The organism is Pantoea sp. BJFS-204, from assembly GCF_049310725.1.
In the GTDB taxonomy this organism is placed as follows: domain Bacteria; phylum Pseudomonadota; class Gammaproteobacteria; order Enterobacterales; family Enterobacteriaceae; genus Pantoea; species Pantoea agglomerans.
On record NZ_JBMOWE010000003.1, the window covers coordinates 299435 to 317897 of the forward strand.

Genomic DNA, 18463 nt, shown 5'->3' on the forward strand with positions numbered 1-18463 from the left:
CCTGTTCCCTGCGCGTTGAGCTTATCCGTTACGGCCAGATTCCCCCAGATGCAGGCTTGTGAGCCGGCTTTTTTCACATCAGATGGCGGGCAGTTCCGCCAGCGGCCAGCGCGGTCGCACGCTGACGCTTAACTCTCCCCGCGTTCCGCCTTTTAACCGCACCATGCCCGCATACGCGATCATCGCACCGTTATCGGTACAGAACTCCGGGCGGGCGTAGAACACTTCGCCGCCGCGCTTTTGCATCATGATCGCCATCTGCTCGCGCAGTGTGCGGTTAGCGCTGACGCCACCGGCAATCACCAGACGCTTAAAGCCGGTCTGATCCAGCGCACGCTTACATTTGATCGACAGCGTATCCACCACCGCATCTTCAAAGGCGCGGGCGATGTCAGCACGGGTCTGAGCATCATCATCATTGGCGCGGATGGTATTAGCGGCAAAGGTTTTCAGGCCAGAGAAGCTGAAATCCAGGCCCGGACGATCGGTCATCGGACGCGGGAAGGTAAAACGTCCCGCCGTGCCCTGCTGCGCCATCTTCGACAGCATTGGCCCGCCCGGATAATCCAGCCCAAGCAGCTTGGCCGTTTTGTCGAACGCTTCACCCGCGGCATCATCGATCGATTCACCCAGCAGCGCGTATTCACCAATGCCGGTGACGCTAATCAGCTGCGTATGTCCGCCCGACACCAGGAGTGCGACAAACGGAAATTCCGGCGGATTCTCTTCCAGCATCGGCGCCAGCAGGTGGCCTTCCATATGGTGGACCGGCACGGCGGGGACTTTCCAGGCAAACGCCAGGGCGCGGCCAATGGTGGCACCAACCAGCAGCGCACCGACCAGCCCAGGGCCTGCCGTGTAAGCCACCGCGTCGATCTGCTGCGGCTCCAGACCGGCCTCTTTCAGCGCAGCCTGAATCAACGGCACGGTTTTACGCACGTGATCACGTGAGGCCAGTTCCGGCACCACACCGCCATAATCGGCGTGCAGTTTTACCTGGCTGTAGAGTTGGTTAGCCAGTAATCCGGCCTCGTCATCATAGATTGCGATGCCGGTTTCATCGCACGACGTTTCAATACCCAGAATTCGCATTGCATCACCTCATTCTTGCGGCGCGCAGTTTATCACAGCAATTGGATGTGCAGCGCGGGCATCCACCGTAAAAAGTCATTTTCTGTCGGCTAAAGAGTGCGCTATACTCCCGCCCCTGGAAAAACCGGCAGCCGCACAGGCAAACGCTCCTGTTGGTTTCAAATTATCCATGGTGCTTTACAAACCAACTTGAGTTGGAGTAAAATGCTGCACCATTTTGAAATGTGCTGGCGCCGCAGTCAGCAGCAAAAACCGAATTTTATCGAGGTGAGAGTTACATGCCGGTAATTAAAGTACGTGAAAACGAGCCATTTGACGTAGCACTGCGTCGCTTCAAGCGTTCATGCGAGAAAGCAGGCGTTCTGGCTGAAGTTCGTCGTCGTGAGTTCTATGAAAAACCGACTACCGAACGTAAGCGCGCTAAAGCGTCAGCAGTTAAGCGTCACGCCAAGAAACTGGCTCGCGAAAACGCACGCCGCACTCGTCTGTACTAAGTCGTTCCGGAGGTCCGCCTCCACCGCGTGATTCACGCAGACAGAGTCAAGTAAAAGGCCGTGCTTTCCGAAAGGAAGCGCGGCTTGTTGCCGTTTATGAGCTGAAAATCTGGGGCGTATGGCTGGACGAATTCCACGCGTATTTATCAACGATTTACTTGCCCGCACGGATATCGTGGATCTTATCGATGCCCGCGTTAAGCTGAAAAAGCAGGGTAAGAATTTCCATGCGTGCTGTCCTTTCCATAATGAAAAAACGCCCTCTTTCACCGTAAACGGCGAAAAGCAGTTCTATCACTGTTTCGGCTGTGGTGCACACGGCAACGCTATCGACTTTTTAATGAACTTTGATCGTCTGGAGTTTGTGGAAAGTATTGAAGAGTTAGCCACTTCCCACGGTTTAGACGTGCCTTATGAAGCAGGCAGCGGGCCCAGCCAGATGGAACGCCATCAGCGCCAGAGCCTGTATCAGCTGATGGAGAACCTGAACGGTTTTTATCAGCAGGGTCTGCAGCAATCCAGTGCGCAGCCAGCACGCGACTATCTTGATCGTCGTGGTCTGAGCGCCGAAATCATCAATCACTTCGCCATAGGTTACGCGCCAGCCGGCTGGGATAACGTTCTCAAGCGTTTTGGTAAGCAATCGGAAGATCGCGAGTCATTGATGGAAGCGGGCATGCTGGTCAGCAATGACAAAGGCCGTACTTATGATCGGTTTCGCGACCGCGTCATGTTTCCGATTCGCGATAAGCGTGGACGCGTCATAGGTTTTGGCGGACGCGTACTGGGTAACGATACGCCGAAGTATCTGAACTCGCCGGAAACACCTATTTTCCATAAAGGCCGCCAGCTCTATGGCCTCTATGAAGCCGTTAAGAACCATCCTGAACCCGCCCGCCTGTTAGTGGTTGAGGGATACATGGACGTGGTTGCGCTGGCGCAGTACGGGATAGATTATGCCGTCGCGTCATTAGGCACCTCCACCACTTCTGAACACATTCAGTTGCTGTTTCGCAGTACCGACACAGTGATCTGCTGCTACGACGGCGACAGGGCTGGTCGTGAAGCGGCATGGCGTGCGCTTGAAACCGCATTGCCTTACATGAATGATGGTCGTCAGCTACGCTTTATGTTTTTACCCGATGGTGAAGACCCGGATACGCTGGTACGCAAAGAGGGTAAAGACGCCTTCGAAGCGAGGATGGAGCAGGCGATGCCGCTCTCTTCGTTTTTATTTGATAGCCTGCTGCCGCAGGTGGATCTGAGCTCACGCGACGGAAAAGCGCGCCTGAGCACGCTGGCTTTACCGCTGATTACGCAGATCCCTGGTGAGACCTTACGTATTTATATGCGTCAGGAACTGGGGAATAAGCTGGGTATTCTTGACGACAATCAGCTTGAAAAGCTGATGCCGAAGCTGGCCGCAAGCGGAACGACGCCGGTAGCGCCACCGCTGAAGCGTACCACTATGCGCGTGCTGATCGCGTTGCTGATTCAGAGTCCGCAGCTGGCCACCCTGGTGCCTTCGCTTGATGGGTTGTCTGAGTCAAAAATGCCGGGTTTACCGCTATTTATTGAATTAGTGGGCCGTTGTAATGAGAATCCTGGATTGACCACCGGTCAGCTACTAGAGTTATATCGCGGAACAAATTTTAGTCAGACGCTTGAAACACTGGCGATCTGGAACCACATGATAGTAGATGAGGAAGCCGAAGCGGTGTTTCAGGACTCGCTGGCCAGCATCTACGACTCTGCTCTTGAAGAGCGCCTGGAGTTTTTGATTGCGCGTGAACGCACCCAGGGACTGAGCGCCGATGAGCGCCGGGAACTCTGGACTCTCAGTCAGGCGTTTGCCAGAAAGTAACTGTTTTCAGCACGCTGCCCGTTCTGACAGATGAAAGGGCAGATTGCCTGTTTTAGTGCCGCGGACACCCGTTTCGCTACCGTGAGTGATGCCGGGACCGAAATAGTCCGCAGTACCAGGTTTAAAGGCCTCTGGCGTAGAGCCGGGTCCTTAGCACAAAATTTAAAGGCCGCAGGCGCCGAAGCCAGTCTGGTCACCGCCAGCGCACAGCTTCCGGAGCGTACTGAAGTACGTGAGGAAAGCGAGCACTACCGGGGAGCAGAATGGCAAGTAAGCCAGGCCCGCAGCACATAGTTTTAAGGCCGCAGGCGTCGAAGCCAGTCTGGTCACCGCCAGCGCACAGCTTCCGGAGCGTACTGAAGTACGTGAGGAAAGCGAGCACTGCCGGGGACAAGAATGGCAAGTAAGCCAGGCCCTTAGCACAGAGTTTATACAAGCGGCTTAAGTGCCGATTACTGATGGGCAAAGCCCACGCCGCGACGAAGGCAGCGGCAAGAATTAAATGCCTTTACTGCTATTGTTGGCTCGCTGCCGACCGACACCAATCTAATTTAACAGAAGTGTGGATACCGTCTTATGGAGCAAAACCCGCAGTCACAGCTCAAGCTTCTTGTCACCCGTGGTAAGGAGCAAGGCTATCTGACCTATGCTGAGGTCAATGACCATCTGCCGGAAGATATCGTCGACTCAGATCAGATCGAAGACATCATCCAGATGATTAACGACATGGGTATTCAGGTGGTTGAAGAAGCCCCGGATGCCGACGATCTGATGCTGAACGAAAACAGCTCCGATACTGACGAAGATGCCGCGGAAGCTGCCGCTCAGGTGTTATCCAGCGTTGAATCTGAAATCGGGCGTACTACTGACCCGGTCCGCATGTATATGCGTGAAATGGGTACCGTTGAACTGCTGACGCGCGAAGGCGAAATTGACATCGCTAAGCGTATTGAAGACGGTATCAACCAGGTTCAGTGTTCTGTAGCCGAATACCCTGAAGCGATTACGTATCTTCTGGATCAGTACGACAAAGTTGAAGCAGGCGAATCACGCCTCTCCGATCTGATCACCGGTTTCGTCGATCCTAACGCAGAAGAAGATATCGCCCCAACGGCAACGCACGTGGGCTCTGAACTTTCTGAAGCCGATCGTAAGGACGATGAAGAAGAAGATGAGGAGGATGATGACAGCTCCGACGACGATAACTCAATCGATCCGGAACTGGCGCGCGAGAAGTTTTCTGACCTGCGTAAGCAATATGAAACTACCCGCGCAGTGATTAAAAGCAAAGGTCGCAGTCATGCTGCCGCCGTTGCTGAAATCCAGAACCTCTCTGATGTCTTCAAGCAGTTCCGCCTGGTACCGAAGCAGTTCGATTACCTGGTAGGCAGCATGCGCACCATGATGGAACGCGTCCGTACGCAGGAACGTCTGATCATGAAGCTCTGTATTGAGCTGTGCAAAATGCCGAAGAAAAATTTCATCACGCTGTTTACCGGCAACGAAACCAATGAAACCTGGTTCAAAGCCGCACTGGCCATGAACAAGCCGTGGTCTGAAAAGCTGCTGGAAGTGCAGGATGACGTGACACGTTCCCTGCAGAAACTGGCGCAGGTTGAAGAAGAGACCGGTCTGACCATTGAACAGGTCAAAGACATTAACCGTCGCATGTCGATCGGTGAAGCCAAAGCACGTCGCGCCAAGAAAGAGATGGTGGAAGCTAACCTGCGTCTGGTTATTTCGATTGCCAAGAAATATACCAACCGCGGTCTGCAGTTCCTTGACCTGATTCAGGAAGGTAATATCGGCCTGATGAAAGCGGTAGATAAGTTTGAATATCGCCGTGGTTACAAGTTCTCGACCTATGCGACCTGGTGGATCCGTCAGGCTATCACCCGCTCTATCGCCGACCAGGCGCGTACCATCCGTATTCCGGTGCATATGATTGAGACCATCAACAAGCTCAACCGTATTTCACGCCAGATGCTGCAGGAGATGGGCCGCGAACCTACGCCGGAAGAGCTGGCTGAACGTATGCTGATGCCAGAAGATAAAATCCGCAAGGTGCTGAAAATCGCTAAAGAGCCGATCTCTATGGAGACGCCGATTGGTGATGATGAAGATTCACATCTGGGCGATTTTATCGAAGACACCACGCTGGAGCTGCCGCTGGATTCTGCTACCTCAGAGAGCCTGCGTTCTGCGACCCATGACGTGCTGGCTGGCCTGACCGCGCGCGAAGCGAAAGTGCTGCGCATGCGTTTCGGTATCGATATGAACACTGACCATACGCTGGAAGAAGTGGGCAAACAGTTCGACGTTACGCGTGAGCGTATTCGTCAGATTGAAGCCAAAGCTCTGCGTAAACTGCGCCATCCGAGCCGTTCGGAAGTGCTGCGCAGCTTCCTCGACGATTAAGTCAGACAAAACCCCGGTTCGCCGGGGTTTTTTATGCCTGCCTGTTACTGTCTCTCCCCTGCCCTGCGCAGATTCATTCGTTCCCCGCATGCAGTTCCACATAAAGCTGACGATACGCCTCTACCATCTCGTCCAGAGATGCGCGATTAAGACCGCTGGGATTCGGCAATACCCATACCTGCGTTTTCCCCATGTATATCGGCTGTTTGCCCCATTCGACTTTGCTCTGTTTAAAAGCACGACGAAACGCATCCTTACCCAGAATCGCCAGCGCTGTTGGCTGGTAATCCAGTACCTTTTCCATCAGCCGTTTGCCGCCATCGCGTAGCTCATCAGGCGCTAATTCACTCGCCTGTACCGTGGGCCGCTCAACCAGCATGGTGATGCCGCAGCCGGTCTCCGTTAAGCGCTGCTCCTCTTCCGGCCTCAGCTGCTGCTGGGTGAATCCCGCCAGATGGATGACTTTCCAGAACCGGTTGCCGGGATGCGCAAAGTGAAACCCCTGATGGGCGGTTGACTGACCCGGGTTAATGCCACAGAACAACACATCAAGATCGGAGGTGATGATGTCGCGGATAGCGTGTTCACTCATGCCGCCACCTCCAGCGTGCGCTGCTTCAGCGCATCGCGGCTGCGTTGCAGCATCTGGCTGGCCTGCTCTGTATCCGGACAGGCGCGCGCCAGCGCCAGCGCGCCAACCATCTCTGCCAGCATGCTGGAGGCCAGCGCTTCCGCATCCGGCAACTTCAGTTCACGCAATATCTGCGCCAGACCGGCATGCATCGCATTAAAGCCCTGTGCGAAGATCTGCCGTGTCGGCTGTGGAAGATGAGCCACTTCACTCACCAGAGCGGCTAATGGACAGCCCTGTGCCGGCGCATTGCGATGCGCCTCGGAAAGATAGCTATCAATAAAATCTGCCAGCTGCTGCGCTGGCTGGGTCACGGACTCCGCGGGCTTTAAGGTATCGGCTTCAGCAAACATATGCTTCAGCACCTCCTCAACCAGCTCCTCGCGTGAGGTAAAATGCGCATAAAAACCGCCGTGTGTCAGACCGACCCGCTTCATCAGCGCCGCTACACCAATTCCTTCGGTGCCGGTTTCACGCATCACGCGCGCCGCCTCATCAAGGATACGCCGCCGCGTATGCGCTTTGCTGCTCTGCTTCTCCATCTCATCTCCTGCGGTGTCTGCTACGTAGCGTCTGGCTATTATAGTAATTATTACGGTCATCATATTCCAGCTTGACGGCAGATATGATGGTCGTCATATTGATGGCAATTATGACGACCATCATACGAGGAAAAAGAGATGTCACAATCAGGCACAGCTTTAATCACCGGCGCATCCAGCGGTATCGGTGCGACCTATGCAAAACGACTTGCAGCACGCGGTTATGATTTGATTCTGGTCGCACGCGATCAGGGGCGGCTCACCACCCTGGCTGACGCACTGGCAAAGCAGCACGATATTCGGGTGACGGTTATGGCGGCTGACTTAACGCACGAGCAGGATCTGCAACGCGTGGAGTCGGAGCTCGCGAACAACGCACAGATTACGCTGCTGCTGAACAACGCGGGCATGAACGTTGAGGGTGAGTTTCTGGAGGCGGACATCATACGCATTAACAGCATGCTGGCGTTAAATATTCTGGCACCCACCCGTCTGGCACAGGCGGCTGGCCGGGCTTTCAAAGCGCGCAGTAATGGCATCATTATCAATATCGCATCGGTGCTGTCGCTGGTGCATGAGATGTTCAACGGCGCTTATAACGCCACTAAGTCTTACGTACTGACTCTGACGCGTGCGATGCAGCGTGAACTTGCAGAGAGCGGCGTGCAGGTACAGGCAGTGTTACCCGGTGCGACCCGTACGGAGATTTTCGACCGCGCAGGCCAGTCTATTAATGACATCCCGGCTGAAATGCTGATGGACGTTGATGAGATGGTGGACGCCGCGCTTGCCGGACTCGACAGCAAGGAGACGGTAACCATTCCGGCACTGGAGGATCTGCAGATGTGGCACGACTACGATCAGGCTCGTGGCACGATGGTTCCCCACCTTTCACGAAATCAATCAGCATCCCGTTATCGTCAGCGCTGAGTCAGCCATCAGCCATAACGACTGAAGTCCGGTTTCACTAAAGGCACGGAGAAGCATTATCCGTGCCTGTTTGCGACTTCGGGATCGCGGTTCGCCAGATTTGTTATAGAAATCAGCAGGTAAATCACTGCTGCTTATTTCAGCAACCGGTGGCTGAGTGCTGGATTGCCCTGAAGAGATACTTTATAATCCCCGCTCCGCTGGCCCCTTAGCTCAGTGGTTAGAGCAGGCGACTCATAATCGCTTGGTCGCTGGTTCAAGCCCAGCAGGGGCCACCAAATTTTACCTGTTAAATCAGCATATTGAAGCTAGCTTTCAGGGTGGCTTTTTTGTTTATCCTTCAAATCCCCCTTCCTTGTTTCTCTCTTCCTATAAAAATCTGAAATTTTTCTGTTAAGCCACCGACAGCTAACCCGGCAGGCCGGAAATCTGCTGATTGATGTCCGATTCCATCAGATGGAAAGTTCGGCCTTTCGCGAACTCAACAGGCAGCGTGGTGATGCCTTAATGCGCATATCTCTACTGGTCGGGGCCGTGCCGGGTAAACTACGTCAGGGAGATGAAGGCTTCAGTATATTGCCGCGTCAGTAGTTTCACCTCACCCTTTCCCCGATTAACCTCACACTCTCATACCCACCATTTTCCCTGTAAAAGACGCCACTCATGCTCACTCTGATAGGCCGACTGATACCCCAGAGTCACTTTTTAACCCTGCAGAGGGTGTATCAGATTATTTTCATAAACCCGCTATATTTACGGATATGAACAAATGCAGTCAAAACGGGCCAATTGAAATCTGCACAACGTGTGCGCTGAGGTCAGATTCATAATTATGCAGATTAATTTATTGAACAGAAGAGTATGAATAGATTAGAGGTTTATCATGAAAAGTTCATCGAGTGCTGAACTCTGCTGTCGGGTAATTCGTGGAAGAACCATCATGCCGCTGAAGAAAATTGCGTTGTATCAGGTCGAATTTGAAAATGGCAGATTTGCTGTGTTACGCATTAATAACCTTCTGACGCTTCAGGAAGGCGATATTATCTCAAGAGTTAATGAAGTGTGGTCTGCAGGACCAGATATTATTCAACTTTCATCATTCGAATTTCTCGACCAGGGCGAATCACAGCGTTATTTCACCGAGTACGAAAGATAATGCAGAGTTATCAGCACATTGAAAAACATGTTACGAAGATATTGTCTCAATGAGAGATAAGGTTAAACAGTATGACTTGCTGCTGCCTGTTGATCGCAACATAAAAAGACGACGGACTTTATATAACATACAATGACTTACAGTGAGGGCATAAGACTGCCTGTCCTTTATTCTTTTTAGCTACAGACTGTCTGGAAAACTTTTTACACACCGGGCACTGTGTATTGGTTTCGCTGCTGTGTAGCGCGTCGAAGAGAAAGCTCAACCAGGTCATGTCGTTATCCTCTGAAATGTTGCCATCAGCGTAACACAGTGCAGGTAAATTAATTTTTTTATCTGTCGGCTCTGATGTTAAAAAGGGCTAAGGTGAGGAGAAGGCAGCTATTTATTTTTTTTAACTTTATTTTATCGCCATAAGAGAACGCCAGACGGTTAATCAGGATAGCTACGAATAACGGAAACAGGACTATAATCAATATCATCTACACCTGTTTATCACCTCCAGCCCTTCTTTTGGCTCCTTTTTTGTCATCCTTTCTTTTTTTCCGGATCCATCTGCTGCGTAAGCGCAAGGAAATGAGTGTGAAAATAAAACTGACGACGTGGTTCAGCCGGGAAAGTGAATTACCCGATGAGCATTTTCCTTTGTTCCCGACAGAAGGTATTTATCAGGCCCATCGGCCAGATATTTTTTCGGCTGAACAAATGGATAACTACGGCGAAAAATTAGCGAAAACGCATAATCTGTCGGGTGGAAAATGGTCCTACCGACTGTTGCAGCAGCTGGCAGATAATGAATTGTCATTGACGCGCAGCGCAGAGATCCTGAGTGAAGGCGATAAGCGCAGCCAGACACCGGCGGCCGTCTGGATACTGGATAATTTTTACATCATTGAAGAGCAGATCCGCCTGGTCCGGCACCTGTTACCGGCAAAATTCGGTAAAGGACTGCCCATGCTGGAGGAGTCGGCTCATTACCTGCGCATCCAGGCTATCGCCGAGGAGATGATTAAGCACAGTGATGGCCGACTGGAAACCAGCGTCCTGCATCCTTTTATCGCTGCCTACCAGCGCGTTACGCCCCTGCTGCTCGGCGAACTGTGGGCCATGCCTGCCATGTTACGGTTTGCGCTTATCAACAATCTGGCCCGGATTGCGGCTGACGTGGCCAGGGTACATCAGGAACGTAATAAAGCGGAGCAGTGGATCAGCGATATCCTCTCCACTGCCGCCGAAGATGCGTCAAAAGTTATTCTGGTCATCGCTGATATGGCCCGCCAGAACCCGCAGGTTTCCGGCGCTTTCGTCGCTGAACTTGAACGGCGATTAAGTGGCCAGAACAATACTCTGGCGTTAACCTGGGTCGAACAACAGCTGGAAAATACCGGCCGGAAAACCTCGGAAGTCATTGAGCAGTTCAACCGGCAGCTGGCCCTGAGTCAGCTCTCTGTCAGCAATAGTATTACCGGCCTGCGGCAACTCGGCGAAATTGACTGGCAGGCCTTTGTCGAATCCGTCAGCCTGGTTGAGAAAGTCCTGCAGCAGGATCCCACCGGGACATACCCGCTGATGCATTTTGACAGTCGCGATGACTACCGCCACGTGATTGAACGTCTGGCACGGCACAGTCGGTTTGATGAACGTGAAGTCGCCCAGGCTGTGCTGACGCTGGCCAGCCAGCCTGATCTTCCCCTGCGTCAGCAGCATGTCGGCTATTACCTGCTGGATAAAGGATTTCAGCAACTGGAACAGCAGCTTGACGTTAAAGTAACGTGGCTGAACAGGAGCCGGCAGCATCTGAGCCAGACTCCTTTACTCTCCTGGTTAGGCAGCCTTTTACTGCTAACAACCGCGTTTACCGCCGAGATGCTCTACAGCACCCATCAGGCGGGCATGGCGTCATTACTCTGGTTGCTGGTGCTGCCCGCCATCATTGTCAGCAGCCAGCTAGCCTTACAGTTGCTGAGCGAGTTAACCACCCGTAGCCGCCATCCCCTTCCCCTGCCCCGACTCGATTATTCTCTGGCGGTACCGGAGCATGACCGCACACTGGTAGTTATCCCCTGTTTACTCAGCAGCAATGAGGGAACAGACGCCCTGTTGCGCTCTCTGGAAATCTGCTATCTCGGTAACGCCTTAACGAATATCAGTTTTGCGTTGCTGACCGACTTTACCGATAGCGCCGAACAGGACCATCATCATGACGCCGCGCTTATCCGTTACGCCGTGCTGAAAACGGAAGCGCTGAATCGGCGCTACAGCGGGGGTAAATCGGATATTGCGCTGTTCTCCCTGTTACACCGTGACCGCACCCATAATATTTCTCAGGGCGTCTGGATGGGGTATGAACGCAAGCGCGGTAAGATCCATGCCCTGAATCGCTGGCTTCAGGGTGAAGAAAACGCCTTCAGCGTCACGGTAGGTGCCACGCAGACGCAGCTGCACAGCGTTAAATATGTGATTACTCTCGACAGCGACACAATACTGCCGCGTGAGACTGCGCATAAGCTGATTGGCGTCATGGCCCACCCGCTCAATGCGCCGGTATTCGACGATGTCAAAAATCGGGTGGTTGAAGGCTATGCCATCCTGCAGCCTCGTCTGGCTGAAGAGATACCGGTTAACGGTCAGAGCCGCTATGCCCGGCTGTGCAGCAGCATTCCGGGGAATGATGCTTACTCCTCACTCTCATCCGATATTTATCAGGATCTGTTTGGTGAAGGCTCATTTGTCGGCAAGGGTATTTACGATGTCGCTGCCTTTAGCCGGGCGATACGCAATACCTGTCCGGAAAATCTGGTGCTGAGCCATGACCTGCTTGAGGGGTGCTATGCCCGCTCCGGTGTGGTCAGTAACGTCGTCCTGTATGAACAATATCCGGATAGTTATCTGAGCGATGTTGCCCGACGATTTCGCTGGGTGCGGGGCGACTGGCAGCTCCTTAACTGGCTACGGTTGCAGGTGCGGCAGGAAGATTGCAGTCGTCAAAAGAACCCGCTCAGTGCGCTTTCCCGCTGGAAATTAACAGACAATCTGCGCCGCAGCCTGGTGGCGCCTGCCCTGCTGATGCTGGTGTTTATGCTGTGTACGATAGTACCGAATCCAATATTCTGGGTCGGGTGCATCATGCTATTTCTGCTGCTTCCGGGACTGCCAGCGTTGGTGATCGATGGGGTGACGAAAAGTAAAACGCGTGCCTGGCGGCAGCATTTATCCATGCTGATTACTGATGCCTTTAACCGCCTCTCCCGCGCTGGCCTGGCGCTGGCCATCCTGCCTCACGAGAGTTACTGGTCGCTGAAGGCGATTATCGTAACCTTATGGCGCCTGACTATCAGCCACCGCTTTCTGAACGAGTGGAAAAGCGCTTCATCACAGAAACCTGTCGAGCCTGATGTGCGCCATTTCTACCGCCGCATGTGGATTAATCCGGTAGCAGGCGCGGCTCTGGTATTCCTGACCAGCCTGAGCATGCCGTCGATGACGCATGTCGCACTGGCGCTCGCTTTATTGTGGGCGGTCGCCCCCGCGTTACTGAGCCGCATGAGCCAGCCCAAACGCGCTCAGCCAGGCAGCCTTTCAGCGGAACAGCGCATCTTTTTGCGTCGCACCGCGCGTAAAACCTGGGCGTGGTTTAACGAATTTGCCAGCAGTGATAACAACCATTTGCCGCCGGATAATCTGCAGGAGATTCCGGAGTCGCGGGTGGCCAACCGGACCTCACCGACCAACATTGGCCTGTCGCTGCTGGCAAACCTGACGGCCTGGGATTTTGGTTATATCAGCCAGAATCGGGTCATCAGCCGGACGCTCGACACCCTCGATACCCTTGATCGAATGGAGCATTTCAGAGGACATCTTTATAACTGGTATGACACCCAGACGTTAAAACCGCTGAACCCAAGCTACGTCTCAACCGTAGACAGCGGTAATATGGCGGCTCACCTTGTAACCCTTCAGGCTGGCCTGGCGCAGTGGAAATACCAGCCGGTGATGTCTCTTCCCTGTATCCTGGAAGGTCTCTCCGATACCTTCTCACTGCTTAAAGACCAACTGAGCGACACCCGCGGCGACATAGTGGAAAAAATCGATGCGCAGCTAAGCCTGATGCAGCGCGCTTCGCCCGCCGATTTTCACGCCGGGATGCAGGCTCTGCTGGCATTAAGCATGGTGGCAGAACAGGCTTATCTTCCGACAACGCGGGTAAACTGGCCGGCGCTTTTCCACCAGCAGCTGGTCGATTTCACTCAGGAGTGGGCCCTCCTTTTCAGCTGGGTTACCCCGGATGCGCCACTGCCTGCCGACATTCCGTCATTGCTGTGGCTCGCTGAGTTGAACCTGAACCGCCCCGGACTCCCGGAAAAACAGGCAGAGACTGCAATATGGGCCGCCCGCGAACGAATGGCTGCCCTGCTGGAGCTGGACAGCCGCCTTAGCGATCACGCCAGTATGGACTTCCGCTTTCTCTATTATCCGGCCACGTCTTTACTCAGCGTGGGCTATAACATGGACAGCGGTCTGCTGGACGCCAGCAAATATGACCTTTTCCCTTCAGAAGTCCGCCTGACGCACTACTTTGCTATTTCCACCAGTCAGCTTCCGGCCAAGAGCTGGTTTGTACTGGGTCGCTTATTTACTCAGCTTAATAACCAGCCCGCCGTGATGTCATGGAGCGGCTCAATGTTTGAATACCTGATGCCGCACCTGGTCATGCCGGTTTACCCCGACACGCTGCTGGAAAAGATGGCGTTATCGGCGGTCAGGCAACAGATTGCCTCGGGTAACAGCACCGATACGCCCTGGGGCGTTTCGGAATCGGGTTACGCTGCGTTTGACGTCAATCATAACTACCAGTATCGGGCATTTGGTACGCCAGAACTGGGTCTGAAACGCGGCCTGAATGACAATCATGTTGTTGCGCCCTATGCGACGCTGCTGGCGCTGATGGTGCTGCCGCAGGAGGCGACGGCTAATCTGATAAGACTTAAAAAAATGGGTGCCAGCGGTGACTACGGTTATTACGAAGCGCTGGATTTCACCGCGGATCGACTGGCTCCCGGTCAGCCATTTGCGATCGTCAAATCGTATATGGCTCATCATCAGGCGATGGGATTGCTTGCGCTCTCTCACCAGCTGCTGGATGCGCCCATGGTCGCGCGCTTTATGTCCAGCGCACTGTTTCAGTCGTCGCGTTTGCTGCTTCAGGAAAAAGTGCCTGATGATATTGAGCTCTATACCCCACGCCGCAGTTTTGTCGAAAACAGTGACCCTAAACAGCAGCGCAGCATTCCCGACCAGCGTGAATTCAGTGGTTCAGATCCGCGCCAGCCACAACTTCAGCTGCTTTCCAATGCAGATTATCATCTGATGGTGACGCACGCGGGGACAGGCTACAGCCAGTGGAAGGGGCTGGCACTCACCCGCTGGCGTGCGGATAGCACCAGCAACAACTACGGAACGTTCTGTTACGTTACCGATCAGCAATCCGCCGAAGTGATTGCTCACAGCTATCAGCCGACCTGCTGCGAGCGTCCGCATTATAAAACCCGTTTCAATGATGCCGGGATTGAGTTTGACGCTTCAGGCACCACCTTCAGCATTCACACGCATATCGTGGTCTCCCCGGAAGATGATGTGGAGATCAGACGCATCACGGTCACTAACCGTTCCCGTCAGACCCGCCCGTTCGATATCACCAGCTACACCGAAGTGGTACTGGCGCCAGCAGCCAGCGATATGGCCCACCCTGCGTTCAGTAATCTGTTCGTCCAGACTGAAATCGTTGACAGGCTGGAAGCGATTCTGGCTCACCGTCGGCCACGTGAAGAGAAAGAAGTGACGGCATGGATGTTTCACGCGATGGCGATACATGGCAATACCGGTCGCCAGACCTCTTTTGAAACCGACCGGGCTCGTTTTCTCGGGCGCGGCAGGACGCCAGCCGATGCTCAGGCGCTGATGCCGGGCAGTGAATTAACGGGTCAGCAGGGAGCGGTGTTAGATCCCGTGTTATCAATTCGCCAGTCAGTGACGTTAAAAGCGGGAGAGGCCGTCACCATCGATATGCTTTACGGTGTGACACTTCAGCGTGACACCACTATTGCGCTGATTGAGAAGTACCGTAACCACATCAGCGCCGATCGGGTGTTTGAACTGGCGTGGTCTCATAGTCAGGTCGCCTTGCGTCAGTTGAATATCCGCACCGAAGATACCAGCCTGTTTAATCAGCTGGCCAGTGCCGTGCTGTTTTCCAGTGCCGAAATGCGTGGCGAATCAGACGCGCTGATGCAGAACCGGCTGGGCCAGGAGTCATTGTGGCGTCATGCGATTTCGGGTGATCTGCCGATTCTTTTGGTTCGGATAGAAAACATTAATCAGCTCGATCTGGTCACCACCCTCATTCAGGCGCATCAGTACTGGCGACAAAAAGGGCTGACGGTCGATCTGCTCATCCTGAACAGCGATCAGGGCGGCTACCAGCAGAACCTGTTCAATCAGCTCACGACCCTGATCCCTGCCGGAGATGAACGACAGCAGGCGGACAAACCTGGCGGCATATTTATCCGCAAAGCCGAAAGTTTTTCCGCTGACGATCTGCAACTGTTGCTGAGCGTCGCGGCTGTCGTGCTGGAAGGCCGGAACGGTAGCCTCGCCGATCAGCTCAGCACGCTGTTAAAGCCGGTGCGCACCCCGCCTGCTTTTGCGTTTCCATCGATCAGTAAGACGCCGCCGCCTGCAGCCGTTACCTTTTCGCCGGAGCGGTTGCAGTTTTTTAATGGCACCGGTGGCTTCAACGAAGATGGTAGCGAATATCACATCATTCTTTCCGGCCAGCAGCAGACGCCTGCGCCGTGGTGCAATGTGCTGGCCAACAGCCAGTTGGGCACCGTCATTTCCGAGAGTGGCCAGGGCTATAGCTGGTATGAAAACGCGCATGAATATCGTCTGACGCCCTGGCACAACGATCCCGTCAGTGACAGCTCTGGCGAAGCGCTTTATCTGCGTGATGAAGAGACGGGTGATGTCTGGTCGCCCACGCCGCTTCCGGTTCGCGGCAAGGGGGATTATCTGACCCGTCATGGCTTCGGTTACAGCACGTTTGAACACACGGAGTATGGCATCAGCAGCACGTTAACGGTGTTCGTGGCAGAGGAGGCGCCGGTCAGACTTTCCCTGCTGACGCTGAGTAACCTCTCTGGCAAAACGCGTAATCTGTCGATTACCGGATACGTCGAATGGGTTCTGGGTGAGCTGGCGAGCCGCTCCGCAAGGCATGTGGTGACATCCCCTGCCGCTATCGCCACAGGCAGCGCGGTTCTGGCCAGAAACTTTTATAACAGCACGGGCTCTGCACGGACCGCTTTTTTTGCCGTCACAGGTACCCGGATTGCGTACAGCGGCAACCGGCTTGAGTGTCTGGGTCGCAACGGCACCACACGGCAGCCCGCGATGATGAATGTTCGTGGTCTGTCGGGTAACACCGGGGCAGGAATGGATCCCTGCGCCGCGCTGCAGACGCTGACGACACTGATTGACGGCGACAGCCGCAGCTTTGTTTTTGCTCTCGGCGTCGGGGAAGATGAGGGTGCAGTGACCGCGCTGATGCAGCAGTTCCTCTCCACCGGGGAGGCTCAGAACGAGCTGACCAAAGTTAAACAGCACTGGCACCAGCTACTGACTAAAGTGCAAATCCAGACACCGGCAACGGAGGTCGATTTACTGGCAAACGGCTGGCTGCTGTACCAGACGCTGGCCAGCCGTTTGCTGGCGCGCAGCGGATATTACCAATCCGGTGGTGCCTTTGGTTTCCGCGATCAGTTGCAGGATACGCTGGCGCTGACCCACGCGGCCCCGCAGCGCCTGCGCGATCAGCTGTTGTTGTGTGCATCCCGCCAGTTTATTGAGGGAGATGTACAGCACTGGTGGCATCCGCCTACTGGCCGTGGCGTCAGAACCCGCTGCTCCGACGACTACCTGTGGCTGCCCTATGCGCTGTGCCGCTATGTGCAGGCAACCGATGATATTACGCTGCTGTCACAGCCCGTCAGCTACCTTGAAGGTCGCCTGCTGGCAGAGAACGAAGAGTCTGTCTATGAGCTTCCGGGCGTCAGTAAGATTAACGAACCGCTATGGCAGCACTGCGTTCGCGCGGTTAACCACGCCCTTACTTTCGGTCAGCACGGCCTCCCGCTGATGGGTTCCGGGGACTGGAACGATGGTATGAGTACCGTCGGGATTGCCGGCAAGGGTGAAAGCGTCTGGCTCGGCTTCTTCCTCTATACGGTTCTGGACCGCTTTGCCGCGCTGGCTGTGCGGTTCGGCGATACCGATACCGCCCGCCACTGTCAGGAGCACGCGCAGACGCTCAAAACCGCGCTTAACCATGCGGCCTGGGATGGCGAATGGTATCTGCGCGGCTTTTTTGACAGTGGCCAGACGCTCGGTTCACATGCTGACAGTGAGTGCCGGATAGACGCCATTGCCCAGAGCTGGTCGGTACTCTCTGGCGCAGGCGAGGACGCCAGATGCCGGTCAGCGATGGAGGCGCTTTATCAGCATCTGGTTGATAAGGATAACCGGCTGATTAAATTGCTCACTCCGCCTTTCGATGGTGCAGGGCCAAATCCGGGCTACATTCGCGGTTATTTACCGGGCGTCAGGGAAAATGGCGGTCAGTACACCCATGGGGCTCTGTGGGCGATTATGGCCTTTGCGGCGATGGGTGAAACAGAGCGCGCCTGGTCCCTGCTCTCTATGATTAATCCGGTTAATCATAGTGGCAATCAACAGGATATGGCGATCTACAAAGCAGAGCCTTATGTGATGGCTGCGGATGTGTATGCGGCCGAAGGCCACAGCGGGCGGGGTGGCTGGACCTGGTATACCGGTTCGTCAGGCTGGACCTATCAGCTTATCAGTGAGAGTCTGCTTGGGATAAGCCGGCGCGGCAACGCGCTGTCTGTCCGGCCACATCTTCCCGCTGACTGGTCAGAGATAAAAATTGTCTACCGTGAGGGGGAAGGGATCTACAACATCCGGGTCACTCGCGGTGACAGCATTTATCAGCTGTGGCTGGATGGCAAACGGTGTGACGGTGACGAAATAGCGCTGGAAAGCCATCGCCAGGAACATCAGGTTGAAGTCTGGCTGGGCTCTGCATCAGGTTAAGTTAAACCTGACACCCCGCCTGCATCAGCTTAAAGAGGATATTCAGTGGCCTTTGCGAGCGGGCCGTTGAGCTGCCACCCGCGTCAGCACGGGCAGCTCAACGACAGCGATCCGGTGAATGGCGAGGGTTAATCGCCTGCTCACAATTATCTGTCGCCCTGCCCTGTT

Annotated in this window: 10 protein-coding genes and 1 tRNA gene; 7 read left to right on the forward strand and 4 right to left on the reverse strand. The window is 54.4% G+C overall.

What is annotated here, in order from left to right; genetic code table 11:
• Positions 1–78: 78 nt before the first annotated feature.
• Entirely contained in the window at positions 79–1092 is a 1014-nt protein-coding gene (gene tsaD, locus ACO6VX_RS12500) for a tRNA (adenosine(37)-N6)-threonylcarbamoyltransferase complex transferase subunit TsaD (RefSeq protein WP_010249066.1), read from the reverse strand.
• A gap of 278 nt (positions 1093–1370) precedes the next feature.
• On the opposite strand from tsaD, the gene rpsU reads away from it, so the two are divergent.
• The 3 genes from rpsU (at position 1371) to rpoD (ending at position 5868) form a co-directional block, all read left to right on the forward strand.
• Positions 1371–1586 carry a 30S ribosomal protein S21 gene (gene rpsU / locus ACO6VX_RS12505; protein WP_001144069.1) on the forward strand — a complete coding sequence of 72 codons (216 nt, stop codon included), beginning with the start codon at positions 1371–1373 and terminating at the stop codon, positions 1584–1586.
• Between the two features lie 118 nt (positions 1587–1704).
• The gene (gene dnaG / locus ACO6VX_RS12510) at positions 1705–3450 is read left to right on the forward strand and encodes a DNA primase (protein WP_422458153.1); all 1746 of its coding nucleotides are present in this window, start codon (positions 1705–1707) and stop codon (positions 3448–3450) included.
• A 576-nt stretch (positions 3451–4026) separates the two neighbouring features.
• A complete protein-coding gene (gene rpoD / locus ACO6VX_RS12515; protein WP_010699749.1) occupies positions 4027–5868 on the forward strand; it encodes an RNA polymerase sigma factor RpoD in 1842 nt (613 codons plus the stop codon).
• 73 nt (positions 5869–5941) lie between these two features.
• Here rpoD and mug read toward each other — a convergent pair whose 3' ends face one another.
• Positions 5942–6460: a G/U mismatch-specific DNA glycosylase gene (gene mug / locus ACO6VX_RS12520; RefSeq protein ID WP_422458154.1), complete on the reverse strand. Its 519-nt coding sequence runs from the start codon at positions 6458–6460 to the stop codon at positions 5942–5944.
• Positions 6457–7041 carry a TetR/AcrR family transcriptional regulator gene (locus ACO6VX_RS12525; protein WP_422458155.1) on the reverse strand — a complete coding sequence of 195 codons (585 nt, stop codon included), beginning with the start codon at positions 7039–7041 and terminating at the stop codon, positions 6457–6459. The genes mug and ACO6VX_RS12525 overlap by 4 nt, the downstream gene beginning before the upstream one ends.
• Before the next feature lie 138 nt (positions 7042–7179).
• On the opposite strand from ACO6VX_RS12525, the gene ACO6VX_RS12530 reads away from it, so the two are divergent.
• The 3 genes from ACO6VX_RS12530 to ACO6VX_RS12540 all read left to right on the forward strand — a co-directional run bounded on the left by ACO6VX_RS12530 (position 7180) and on the right by ACO6VX_RS12540 (position 9127).
• Positions 7180–7971 (forward strand): SDR family NAD(P)-dependent oxidoreductase, encoded by a 792-nt coding sequence (locus ACO6VX_RS12530; protein WP_422458156.1) that lies wholly within the window; start codon positions 7180–7182, stop codon positions 7969–7971.
• A 202-nt stretch (positions 7972–8173) separates the two neighbouring features.
• Positions 8174–8249: transfer RNA gene (locus ACO6VX_RS12535), tRNA-Ile, on the forward strand.
• A 605-nt stretch (positions 8250–8854) separates the two neighbouring features.
• Positions 8855–9127, forward strand: coding sequence for a hypothetical protein (locus ACO6VX_RS12540; protein WP_422458157.1), 273 nt, complete (start codon positions 8855–8857; stop codon positions 9125–9127).
• Between the two features lie 118 nt (positions 9128–9245).
• On the opposite strand, the gene ACO6VX_RS12545 is transcribed toward ACO6VX_RS12540, so the two are convergent.
• Positions 9246–9401, reverse strand: a complete 156-nt coding sequence (locus ACO6VX_RS12545; RefSeq protein WP_216844881.1) for a YnfU family zinc-binding protein — start codon at positions 9399–9401, stop codon at positions 9246–9248.
• A 308-nt stretch (positions 9402–9709) separates the two neighbouring features.
• On the opposite strand from ACO6VX_RS12545, the gene ACO6VX_RS12550 reads away from it, so the two are divergent.
• Entirely contained in the window at positions 9710–18295 is an 8586-nt protein-coding gene (locus tag ACO6VX_RS12550) for a GH36-type glycosyl hydrolase domain-containing protein (protein ID WP_422458158.1), read from the forward strand.
• The last annotated feature ends 168 nt before the right edge of the window (positions 18296–18463 follow it).